Source organism: Candidatus Chromulinivorax destructor (genome assembly GCF_003366055.1).
Classification (GTDB): domain Bacteria; phylum Babelota; class Babeliae; order Babelales; family Chromulinivoraceae; genus Chromulinivorax; species Chromulinivorax destructor.
Genome location: NZ_CP025544.1, coordinates 125,006 through 137,231, shown reverse-complemented (window position 1 = coordinate 137,231; position 12,226 = coordinate 125,006). Strand labels below are relative to the sequence as shown.

Below are 12,226 nucleotides of genomic sequence, written 5' to 3'. Positions count from 1 at the left end.
ATATGAAAACTAGAGTATGGTTTTTAATGTGTGTGCTTATCGCATCAGTTGTCGATGCACGGTATATTCCAATTAAACATGAAAGAGATTTTTCAGAAGAAATTAATAGATTTGAATTTGCTGTCGTCTGTTTTTTAGATGCAAGTAGTCTTGGTAAAAAAGATCAGATGAAAGAGTTGAAAAAAATGGTTGCAGCAACATCAGATACACAACCGTATGATAAATTACTTAAGCATGAAGTCGGATTTTTGGTCGTTGATGCAGCAAAAGATTCTGTGCGACCTCTCTTGAAAAAATATGGTGTTGCTTGGAACAGTATGCCGCAATTTTTACTCTTTCATAACGGAAAAGCTGTCAGCAACATCTCTGAGCAGATTGTGCGATTGATAGGTTTTGTCTGTAAAGCGGATTTATTAGATTTTATTGATGACTATTTTGGAAAAGCATTTGATGATATTTTATCAGTCAAAGCTGAGCAAAAACAGGACGAAAAAGAGATGCAAATTGCTCGTTACCAAGCGTACGCAGCTTCTCGATATCCGTACGGTATGTATGCTCCGTATAATGCGTATGGCCAGTATTCATGGTATGGTTATCGAGCATTTTATGAAAACGGTGGTTACTGGGGAAACACTTTTTATATTCCATAAAAATATAGTTTTATTGTGTAATACAAGCTCTTGTTCATGGTAATCATGGCAAGAGCTTTTTAAAAAGTATAAGGTCTTGATTTTTTGCATTGTAATATTTTAGTTTTACGTAGAATCAGACGTAGTATGTATTAAAAGAAGGATGAGTATGAAACGGCAAGGTTTAATTTCAATTCTCGCATGTTTATTATTATCGATGGGTTCACCTCATAGTATATATGGCATGAAAATAGCAGAAGAAGCTGCAGAAACAGCTTCAAAAGCAGCTATGGAATCAGCAGCAAAATCTATTGAAAATGCAGGACTGAAGGTAACAGATGAATTAACTCAGTCTCTTGCTAAATCAATGGATAAAGCTGCGGCAGATATTATGAAAAGTACAGGAATAAAAGATGCAAGTCTTGTGATGAAAGATCTTGAGAAATCAACAACAGAATCATTAAAATCTTTTAGTAGTGAGGCTGACAAATCTTTAAGTAGTATTATTGAAAATCCTGAAGCGTTATCAGAATCATTGACTAAAGATTTTGTTAATAAATCTGATGATGATCTTCTTAAGATGGGTGCATCTAAAAACGATATTTCAAAATTAAGACAAGCTGAAAATCAATCAGCTGAAATTTTACCTACCAAACAAGCAGGAAAAGCTGCAGAAAGCACAGCAACGAAAAGTACGCCAAAACAAGTTGAAGGTGATGTAGAAATTAAAGAACCTACATCTTCTCAATATAAGCCAAAGACTCCCGCAGAAGAATCAGAATTAAAGGGTATGTCAAATGCCGAAAAACAATCTTTTGACAGATTAAAACCTGAAGATCAGGCAGAGTATTTTAAGAAAACTCCATCTGAAAAAGAAAAATTTTCGAAAAATGCTGACGCTGAAGCTGCAAAAACTAATAAACTGAGTGAAGCTGGTGAAGCTGAATTTAAGAAAATGACACCTGAAGAACAGACAAAATTTTTATCAGAAAATACAGAAAAACAGGTAGAAGAATTTTCTGCTAAAGCTGATAAAGCAGCATTAAAAGAAGAAGAAAGTGCTTTTTTTAAGAAAGACGGTTTTTTCAAGAAAATTTATAATAAAGATGTTTCATTAGAAGATGCTAAACTTGCTGCAAAATCTGGTGCTGGAAAAATAATGGGAGTTGTTGATGTTATTGGCATGGCAGTTCTCTTTATGATTCCAAGTATTTTTGAATCAGCGTTCTTAGCTGAAGAGCAAAAAAATGCTTTGTTAATGACCTATAGCACGCCAATAGAATTTGGTAATATTGTGTTACAAATGCCTGACTCTGCAATTAACGTAGAAGACCCTGCACAAATGACTGAATTTTATTACTATGGAATTCCTGTTGATGCAGTTGGGAGCCCGTTATCAAAATCTGCTGCAGCACAGTATTCAGGAGTTACCGGGCCAGATCATAATAATTCAGTTTCTAAAAGCATTACCAACGGTTATGCAAAGGCATTTTCGCTGGGAACTGCAAAAACAACACCACCTCCTGCACGATATAATTTAAATGTTGATGCACTTTCTAAACTTCCAATATTTGTATCAGGAGTTTCGGAAAGTTATGAAAAATGGGGTTCAGCGGCTATTAACTCACCTTATTTTGAGCAAATGCTTGTTAATTTAGACACTGGGTATGTTTTTTATGCAGATGGTTTAGCAGACGGTACACCAGCGGCACCGCTTGTAGGCTCTGCTGAAACAAAAAGTGTTGAATCGTATCTATCAACAAAAATGGGTCAACTTCAAACTCAGGGAAGTGCAAGTTCTTACACTGAGTATACCAATACTTTTTCTTCATCAAAAGCAAATTCAACATCATCTGCAATTACAAATAGATTTAATTGCGGATGCTTACAAAAAAGTAAAGTTTTATCAGCTGATACCATAAAAACATGTAAGAATAGTAAAACGTGTCTTTTGGTTCCTGCGTTAGAAAGTTTGGCAGCAGGTCTTATTATTAATGCTGATGGTAAGCAGTTGACAAAAGATCAAGATTTAACAGCTGAAATTGCAAAAGGAGCTCTTGGCCAGGTAACACCAATTCAAGGTTTAGGTGATGATTTTGCGGATTATTTATCATTTTTTCCGGGAGCTGTGCAATCAACAATCTCTTCAGCTGACTTGACGGTATCATATGGTTTTGCTGATAGCGATGGATCATACACAAAAGCAAAACCTGTCGGTGCAGAACCGGATAACTATGCAGCAAAAGGTTTGTATATTTATCAGTCGAAAAATACTCCTTTAGCTAGAATGTTACGCAGTCAAGCTGGTGGATCAGTAACAACTGCTTATAATGATCATATTACTGATTATATTGTATTTTTTGATCATGAATTAAATTTAGTTCCTTTGATGGTCCCAATGGAAGATCCTAATAATTATAACTTCCCGACGATGCAAATGAATCCTGAAATTGTATATTGGTCGACAATTATTGGAAACATCAGTAATAGCCAAGGACAGATTAGTTTTTCTTATTTACCTCAATTAATGGTTATACCTGGAAAAGAAAAACTGGCAATTGTCCCACTATATGGACTTAATGCTAAAGCAGTTGAGAATACAAAACCACAACAATATGCTTTTCAGTTGTATGGAAATTCTAGTTTAGAAAATAAAATTAGTGGAATTATACAAGATTTTGCGTCAACGCATAAAGATCTCTACATTCAATTTACTGATATTATTAATCCTATGATTGATTTATTACTCAAGGGACCATTTGGTAAATATAATCTACGTCCACTCGATACGCTAACACCAGAAGAATTTGTTAAACAAGTTCCTTCATATGCGACAAAAGATACGGCAACGATACAGACACTTCTAAACTCAATAGAGCCTGTTCTTGGTGGTATTAAAATGCCAGTTTACACTGGTTATAATACTTATCCAGTCGCTCAAGATGCTCGAGAATTAAATTATAATGATATTTTAATTCCAATTGATGCAGCTGGAAAGACAGCAGTATTACCTTCAAGTTCAATTGTTGGGTACTATGGAATCGTATCAGATATATCATATTCTGTAGCATCTGATGGATCTTTATATTTTACATCAACAGCTTTTAACAATTCTTGTTTTTCTCAATCATTAGATAGTAAGGTTTGGACAATTAATCCTGCAAAGCAAAATACGTATTATTGGTTAGATCAAAGGTTGCCAAGTATGAATGCTGGCAAGCCAATGTCACAACAATTTATAGATTATGTTCATACCGCGCGTGCAAATTGGATTGCTTGGATAACTAATCAAAATAAGAGTACGACATCTAATGCAGAATTTGCAGGCATTACGTGGACAGGTTCTGCTCCAAATAAAGTATTAAAGATTGTTGATCAGCAAGCATTGTCAAATAGTTTATATGTGTATACATGTATGGCAAACCCATCAAAACTAGCACAAGATTTCTTTGTGCTAACCAATAGCGCAAACCCGCTTGCGATTGATAAAACGCTTGGAACAATGAGTGCATCTGCTGCAACGAGCACAACAAATATGCTCAGTTTAGTTTCTGGTATATTGTATGATGCAACAGGAACTCCGGTAAAAAATAACGGTGTTACGTATCAAGTTGATGCAATGGATGCAGTTAATAGTTTATATGCTGCAAATAAAAAAGCGTTTTCTGATAGTTTTACAAATGCGATTGTTAATGCATGTAATAACTATAAAAAAGCTGAAAGCGCGTTTGTATATCCATTTAGTTTTTATACTTTTAAGCTTGGAATGTATCAAGCGGATATAGATCTCACTTGTTACCTTTATGCAGATGCTGCAGGTGCGGGAACTTCAACTGCTTTTAAACCACAAGACTATTTTGTGACGTATGATGATGCAAAAGGAGTTTCTTTAAACCAGCAAATTTCTACTGATTCATCACAATGTATGGTTAGTCTTGTTTCTGGCGTGGTCTATAACAAGAATGGTGCGGTTCATACGCTTTCTGATGCAAGTTTGACATCATTGTATACCTCCGTATCAAAACTATTACGAAAAGATCTTAAGGCTGATATTGATGCTGCAAGAAAAGCATTTACAAAGCCAAGTGATCCAGTCGTAACAACTCCAGAAACAGCTGGTATTATCTGGAAAAAAGATCAAGTTGCTGCAAAAATAGCAGCAGTTGCATCGCAACCGTATGTGCCAGCTCCGTATGTGATGTTAAAATATGAACCAACTTCAAAGCAGTATGTGCAAGTATCACCTGCAAGTACTGATGGTACTGAGTATATCTACACGTTCTTTGATGTTCCTTATGCAGATGGTGCAGGCAATACTACATATGTTGGTGCTATGTTTGATTCAGCTGGCAACCTACAGTATTTCTTTAATGATCTTCAGATTGAAAGTGCGTTGATTCAAAATGGTATTTGTATTACTTCACATGGTGGACCTCAACAATTAGGTGTTCCAGCATTGCAACCAATTATGTTGCTTGATAAAGCTGACTTTAGCTTAAAACCTGGAGCAACGGGTGCATCAATGATTCATGCAGATAGCCAAGATTTCCCGACGCTGTCAACCATTACATCACCAGTTACGATGGGCAAAAGTTCATTTTATTTCTATTTTAATACGATTATGAAAGCGTATTATGTGATGGAAGTTAATGGTAAAGATGTTCGCTATATCAGTATGGCTGGTGGTAACATATATAATCAAGATGGGTCATTGCGACCATTAACAAATCCAGTAGCACTACGCAATGGGACAGATGTGACTGATGTTTTCTTACCGTATCTTAACCAAAATGGTTACACACAAGCTGTTATGCTTAACAGTTTAGATAATAAAAACATGTATCAAAATTTCTTAAACGTAGAAAGCTCATTTGATGGAAATGTAAAATTAGATTCTAAACCAGTTGCAAGTAATATTCTTTCAGCAATGGCATATCCTTATACTCAGGTAACGGTAGTGCAATCACCTCGTATAGGGACAATTCCGCCGATGCCAGATATTCATGATGCAACACAATATAATGTGTATTGGGATGTAAATAATCCATCAATGTATAAAGTTGATGCAAGTTACAGCTGGCAAGCATTATCGTTGTTACCTGTTGCAATCGACAAAGATCGCTCACTCATGAGTTCAAAGCCAGCTCAATCGATGAGAAATGCTGGAATTATCTTGAAAAATGGTGTAGTAGAGCGTCTGGTTTTTGCAAATAATCTATATGTTGGATCATTGGGCTCTGAAATGAAGGCGGTTGGTAATACAACAGCTCCAAGAGTTACGTTAACATTGAAAAAAGATCCTAAAACTTATGTGAAAGATCTTACAACAGGAAAAGATGATCAATCAACTGGTATAAGTTATTACGAAATTAAGGTAACTGGAGGTAGTACCTATAATTATAGTCTTGTTTTTGATCAATTATCAGACGATCAGCTGACAAGCTATCAGTATAATGCTTGGAAGTCAGAGACTGTTGCAGATGTTAAAGGTGGTATTATTTTAGCTCAGTTCTTACCGACATCAGGTTCTGGGTCGTTGCAGTTGGATAATTTTGGTATAAAAGAAATTGGTAATCCGCCATCAGATGCAGCTGCTCAAGCAACGCTGACAAAATCATTAACTCGTATCAAAGTAGATACAGTTCATGGTCGGTTTATAGCGCAAGTGTTTGCTTCTGATAGCAATAAGATTAATACAGAGACTGATAACGATAAGATTAATACAGCGAATAAAGAAAAGCAAAGCACGTATTTATCACAAGACGGGTACGTTGATCTTGAAACAGGTGCGTTATTTGATACACAAGGTGTTCCTCGAGGAATTGCATTGTCTATGACTGACTTGAATTCGTTGACAACGAAATTAACTGTTGCAGTAAGTAGACCATCTGTTGTTGATAAAGATGGTGCAATTGTATCGAATAAAATGGGTAAGCCGGTGATGAGTAAAGATGCTACGTTGATCTATAAAGCTCCGTTTGTACCAAGATTTGCTCGTGCATCAACATCGACAGCATCGACAACATCAAAAACTGCATCACAAGCACAAGCTGGTGTGCTTGGTAGATTAAGTGGTGCATCAGATGCTACTACTTTACCTGAAGCGGTAAAAGAAGTTAAAGAGCAAACTCAACTTTCACCAGAAGAAAAAATAGTTCTTAATTTGAAGAATCGTTTGGATATTTTGCATACTTTAGATTCAACTCCAGAAGTTGAAGCTTTAAAAAACGAAATAAAAGCAGATCTGAAAAAGTTTGAAATGTATGGTGCAAAGAGTGAATTGAATAAATTACGAGCACTTAATGACAAGTTTGAGCAAATAGAAAAAGAACAAGCTGAAAACATTAAAAAAGGTTCTATGCAACCAAAAGAAGGAGCAACAAAACCTCAAGTTCCTGTTCAAGAAGACACTGAAGGCAGTAAGCTTGTTGAGCCAGTTGTAGTACCGGCATTAACTCAGGCGCAGCAGTTACAAAATGAGCTTTCGCAGCTGCATACCCGTAAGTCTGATGCTGATTTGCAAAAACAGGTCAACAAGTTGAAAGTTTCATTGCCAAAAACAGATCAAGAGCAAATTGAACGACTTGAAAAGCAGAATCAGCAGTTACAAGCAGCTATCGATGTTCTTACGAAAGATATCGTGAAAACATCAAAAGGAAAGCAAAATGATTATGTAAAACGTTTGTTACAAAATAAACGTGATACAATTGCAAAGCATCAAACATTAATTAATAATAATAGTTCAAAAATTAATGTTTTACGTGATCAAAATGCTGTTCAAAATTCTACATCACGGGCACAAGCTGGTGTGCTTGGTCGATTAGGATCTCATCAAACTCAAGAAACATCGACCGGATTTTTTAGTTGGGTGAATTCTGTATGGAGCCAGGTAGGATCATTATTCGTAAGTAATTAATCTACCAAGGCAAGAATATTAAAAAAAGGGTTGCATCACGCAACCCTTTTTTTAATATTCTTGCAGCATTTTTTTAAATTCAGCATTAAAAACTTCATCTACTATCTACTTGGATCTATAGATTTTGATAATTCATCTGCAATTATATATTCGTTTTCATACATTGTTATGAGATTGTCTTGTTTTTTCATATTTCGACGTTCATTTTTTTGAGTCATGCAAGTATATTGTCTGGATATTTTATGAGGTGAACTTGCAATATATCTTTTTAAGTTTGCATGGTAATTTTTAGAAGCGTCGGTATGTCTGCACAATGCTACAATTAAGTTTTTAATATCATATAATTTAGCTGTATATGTAATTTCATCGCAAGATGCAACTGATGAAATGATTGTTTTCTCGCTCGCGTAATTATCCGCACATGCAAGAAGTACATGGGATAAAAATAATAATTGCAGGTATTTCATATAACTCCTATAAATTTTTCTAGCAAAGTGTTTCTTGTAAGTTATTATACGCTGTAATAATACACATAGTCAAACGGCTTGCTATCTGATGTATTTTTATCGATTATGGATTTCAGGAATTATTTTGGTACACTAGAGAGTGAGAAAATAGATTCTATGAACTATATATTGTATGAGGCAAGGATACTATGAAAATTCAGATGGCATGGAGCCCAAAAAGCCTTCAAGAGCTTGCAACGCAAAGTGTTGCTATTTTATTAACAGAAGATTTTACACCAGCTGATTATGCAGCTGTTTCTACGATTGTAGCAACTGACGTGGCGACATTTTTAGAGCATAAAAAATTTAAAGGTTGTGCTGGAAGCATGGTAACCTTACCAGTTATTCATGAGAAAAAAACTATCAAATTTTTCTTTGTTGGTCTTGGTAAAAAAGAAGATGGCGTTTTAAACATCGAAACGTATCGTCGTGCACTTGGTACATTGATAACAACAGCGCAAGCAAAGCATCTAGAATCGTTATCATTTGTGATGCCTGCAGCAGAACAATTTGGTCTTGAGAGTGCATTTTTTGCACAACAAACGGGATCAATTTTAGAAATCGCTGGCTATAAATATGATGCACACGTATCGAAAAAAGCTGATGCTCCTGCTGACTTAGCTGTCACGGTAAGCTATCAAGGATCTGATGCGACACAAGCAGTTAAAGGATTTGACGCAGGGCATATTATTGCACAGGCAGTTAACAGAGAACGTGACTGGGTTAATACTCCGCCAAGTCGTTTAACACCAACACATATTGCAGATATGGCACAAGAACTTGCTCAAGAACATGGTTTGCAATGTACTATTTTTGACGGTAAAAAAATCAAAGAATTGGGTATGGAAGGTTTGCATGGCGTTTCTCGTGGATCGCATCAAGACCCTCGTTTTGTTATTTTAGAATACAAAGCAAAACATGCAGATGCTCAAACAATTGGGTTTGTTGGTAAAGGTATTACGTTTGACTCTGGTGGACTAAGTATTAAGCCCGCAGATTCTATGGAAGAGATGAAGGAAGATATGGCTGGCGCAGGTTCAGTTATTAACTCTATCGTTGCACTTGCTCAACTACAACCAAACGTTAATATTGTTGCAGTTGCTGCCATTACCGAAAATTTAATTGGTCCTGATGCATTAAAGCCAGGCGATATTCTAAAATTCTACAATGGTAAAACAGCAGAAGTTCGTAATACTGATGCTGAAGGGCGTTTAGTTTTAGCAGATGCTTTATCGTATGTGACAAAAAATTATAAGTTAGATGCAGTTATTGACATTGCAACGTTAACAGGTGCGTGTATTTATGCAGTCGGACCATTCTTTTCTGCATTGTTGTCTGATAATCCAAAATTAAGTGATTTGGTCAAAGCAGCGGGCGAGCGTTCTGGTGATAAAGTGTGGGCGTTGCCATTTACATCTGATTTTAAAACTGCAATTAAATCTGAAGTAGCTGATATGCAAAACATTGGGAATCGATCAATTGCAGCAGGGACAATTACTGCAGCATGGTTCTTACATGAGTTTGTAGAAAACAAAACTCCATGGGTACACTTGGATATCGCAAGTTCTGCGTATAACGTGCCAAATATCAGTTATTACCGCTCTGGTGCAACAGGTTCATCGGTCAGGTTGCTGATTGATTTAGCGATGAATTGGAAAGCGTAATTTTTTAGATTATATTTTTTTAAGTACGGTCCTGAATAGTTATATTCGGGGCCTTCTTTGATTGCAATGTTGATGTATGTGCCGTTGAATGCATCACAGGCAGGTGATCAAGAGCTAGAATTAACTCATGGTTCTCGATTATCAGTAGCAGATGCTATTGCTGCTGCTGTGACTATTCAATCGAACAATCAAGTACTTGTTCTGATTTGCTAGTCTCGTGCCAAAGATCATGTGTATCATGCTGGGACTCTTGTCAAACAAGCACGAGCGATTGGTATAGTGTATTGCAAGAAGTAGAATTTTCTTCTGCGTGTAAAAAAATTACCGGTTGCTTGTTAGTATCGTGTATTATTACCGGAATTGTTGTAGGATGCGTTTTTGGTATTGATACTCATTCGTATCAAATATACAATCGTGAAAATGAAACAATTGATATACATTATCAACCAGGATGTGGTTCAAATAAAGATTGTGTAAAAACTGTACGACCAAATAAGTATGCCAAGATACATGCAGTAGGTGATTTAACAAAATTGTGTGCAGTTTATTCGTATGGATGGTCTAGTTTTGGTAAGCGTGAATGTGTAACGCAAGATGGATTAAAAGACCGTAATTGGTATGTGCATGATCATTTAACTTTTACTCGTGGAAAAGATGAATATTCTGGCGTGAATGCAACAGCTCAATCATTTCGTTTATATAAACATGAAAGCTTAGGTACAGACGCTCCGTATTATAATCTACGTGACCTCGTTCTTGTAGAAAAAAAATAAATAATAATTTAATTTGTAACACAGCATAAAAAAGATTCTATATTATGAACAGTTCTTTTAAAAAAATTCTTATTATCAGTTTATTTTCTTACCTTGGCTGCGATAAAAATTTTGCAGCAGAAAGTCCATTTTCTATTACTCAAAATAGTTCGTATGAACGAGTGTCCCAAGGTGCACCAGAGACTAATAATTATTGTTATACAATGTACCAAAATTGTAATTCAAGAACTTATGGTAGAGTTGGGGAAATCGCAGTAGGAGTAGTAGGCTTAGTAGGTATCAGTCTTATCATGACGAATTTGATAATCAATGAAATCAGTCAAGCAAAACATTATAATTATGATATTGTCAATAAGACTCCTGGACTTGTAATTATTGATGCGCAAGGTCGAATTGTCATGATGAATCCAAATGTAGCAGCAGATTTACACATACAAGGTCCATTAAATTTCCTTTGTGTCAGTGATACTCAAGCAAGACGAACATGTGCTACATCAGATTCATTGGAAAAATATAGCAAGTGGGTTGTACATGGAGAAGATGATTTGAGCTTAACTCCAAAGGCAAAATATGAAGCTGTTGAGTTAGGATATCAATCGTATCGCGATAATGAAAATATTGAATCGATCAATACGCCTTATTATAATTTACGAGGATCATTGAAAATCGATAAAAAATAAATTGTATTAAATTGTAATCTAGGTTGATTAAATCAAATTATTAAAATAATTTTTTTGCCTTATGTTTTCTATGAAAACTCCGGGGATTTGCTGGCCGGTGGGCCTGATACACTATTTTGTAGATGTAAAAGTGTAACGTAGCAGCTGCCACCCATGTTTCCGGCTGTGTCCGGCGTAGCTTTATGCGAAGCGTGGGAGATGAGCGAAGCTATGTCGTAGGATAGTATCTTAATGATAAATTTGGTTTACGCAGTCAGCTTTTTACCTATAAATATGATCAAATAAATTCCATTGTGGAGGGAATGTTTTTATGAAATTTGGTATTAAAAAATTATTTTTAATGATCTGTTGTATAAGTTTAACCCTGATGTCTGATGTACATGCTTCATCACAAGCAGATCATGATAGAGAAATGATATCTTATCGAGGAGCATTATGTTTATTTGCTCTAGGAGCTTGTATTTTTTTACATCAAGTAACTCCTCCATTAAAAATAGTCCATGTGTGTAATGAAAGTGACAAACTCATATATATTCAATCAGACTTCATTGAAAAACTAGTAGGGCCTGGCCAGCAAGTTACGCTCAGTCATAGATTTTTGCCGCTTGGAAAAATATGTGCAAGAACAAATGATTGGGACGAAAAATGCACAACAGATAAATCAGCTGCTTTTGATGGCATAAAAACATGGTATGTTGATAAAGATTTGGTGTTAACTCCAGACTTTGCACATCACCCGAATGTTAAAGTTACTCAATCTGGAAGAGAAACATTAGATGCTGATTTAATGCAATATCGTTTCTATGAAGGTGAAAAGAATAATTCATATATTACGTTGCATAAAAATAATTTGCGTGGGTCAGGTAGCATAGATAAAAAATAAAAACTATTTTTACACATAATTTTTATGAGGGGTGCACATATAAAATATGCACCCCATTTTTGTAATAAAGTTCTTTACCGTATCATGGTATTGCTAAGTTTTTGATAGTTACTTTTCTTTTGATTGAACAAGATGGTAGTATCAAACCCGGTAACTGTTTACTATATTCTAACTT

General features: G+C 35.5%; 8 protein-coding genes. 7 read left to right on the top strand and 1 reads right to left on the bottom strand.

Annotation, left to right across the window (positions count from 1 at the left end; genetic code table 11):
• The first annotated feature begins 2 nt into the window (after positions 1 to 2).
• Both C0J27_RS00650 and C0J27_RS00645 read left to right on the top strand, forming a co-directional pair.
• Positions 3 to 650: a thioredoxin family protein gene (locus C0J27_RS00650; protein ID WP_115585276.1), complete on the top strand. Its 648-nt coding sequence runs from the start codon at positions 3 to 5 to the stop codon at positions 648 to 650.
• A gap of 148 nt (positions 651 to 798) precedes the next feature.
• Positions 799 to 7,545 (top strand): hypothetical protein, encoded by a 6,747-nt coding sequence (locus C0J27_RS00645; protein WP_115585275.1) that lies wholly within the window; start codon positions 799 to 801, stop codon positions 7,543 to 7,545.
• A gap of 101 nt (positions 7,546 to 7,646) precedes the next feature.
• Here C0J27_RS00645 and C0J27_RS00640 read toward each other — a convergent pair whose 3' ends face one another.
• Complete coding sequence (locus tag C0J27_RS00640; protein WP_115585274.1) at positions 7,647 to 8,012, bottom strand: hypothetical protein; 366 nt, start codon at positions 8,010 to 8,012, stop codon at positions 7,647 to 7,649.
• A gap of 188 nt (positions 8,013 to 8,200) precedes the next feature.
• On the opposite strand from C0J27_RS00640, the gene C0J27_RS00635 reads away from it, so the two are divergent.
• The 5 genes from C0J27_RS00635 to C0J27_RS00620 all read left to right on the top strand — a co-directional run bounded on the left by C0J27_RS00635 (position 8,201) and on the right by C0J27_RS00620 (position 12,051).
• Positions 8,201 to 9,715: a leucyl aminopeptidase gene (locus C0J27_RS00635; RefSeq protein ID WP_115585273.1), complete on the top strand. Its 1,515-nt coding sequence runs from the start codon at positions 8,201 to 8,203 to the stop codon at positions 9,713 to 9,715.
• 57 nt (positions 9,716 to 9,772) lie between these two features.
• On the top strand, positions 9,773 to 9,928 hold the full coding sequence (locus tag C0J27_RS05650; RefSeq protein ID WP_162801696.1) for a hypothetical protein: 156 nt from the start codon (positions 9,773 to 9,775) through the stop codon (positions 9,926 to 9,928).
• A gap of 71 nt (positions 9,929 to 9,999) precedes the next feature.
• The gene (locus C0J27_RS00630; protein ID WP_115585272.1) at positions 10,000 to 10,488 is read left to right on the top strand and encodes a hypothetical protein; all 489 of its coding nucleotides are present in this window, start codon (positions 10,000 to 10,002) and stop codon (positions 10,486 to 10,488) included.
• 44 nt (positions 10,489 to 10,532) lie between these two features.
• Positions 10,533 to 11,168, top strand: coding sequence for a hypothetical protein (locus C0J27_RS00625; protein ID WP_115585271.1), 636 nt, complete (start codon positions 10,533 to 10,535; stop codon positions 11,166 to 11,168).
• A 310-nt stretch (positions 11,169 to 11,478) separates the two neighbouring features.
• Entirely contained in the window at positions 11,479 to 12,051 is a 573-nt protein-coding gene (locus C0J27_RS00620; RefSeq protein ID WP_162801695.1) for a hypothetical protein, read from the top strand.
• The last annotated feature ends 175 nt before the right edge of the window (positions 12,052 to 12,226 follow it).

Coding starts and splice junctions, on each gene's coding strand:
- C0J27_RS00650 (WP_115585276.1), top strand. CDS start 3: ATGAAAACTAGAGTATGGTTTTTAATGTGTGTGCTTATCGCATCAGTT.
- C0J27_RS00645 (WP_115585275.1), top strand. CDS start 799: ATGAAACGGCAAGGTTTAATTTCAATTCTCGCATGTTTATTATTATCG.
- C0J27_RS00640 (WP_115585274.1), bottom strand. CDS start 8,012: ATGAAATACCTGCAATTATTATTTTTATCCCATGTACTTCTTGCATGT.
- C0J27_RS00635 (WP_115585273.1), top strand. CDS start 8,201: ATGAAAATTCAGATGGCATGGAGCCCAAAAAGCCTTCAAGAGCTTGCA.
- C0J27_RS00625 (WP_115585271.1), top strand. CDS start 10,533: ATGAACAGTTCTTTTAAAAAAATTCTTATTATCAGTTTATTTTCTTAC.
- C0J27_RS00620 (WP_162801695.1), top strand. CDS start 11,479: ATGAAATTTGGTATTAAAAAATTATTTTTAATGATCTGTTGTATAAGT.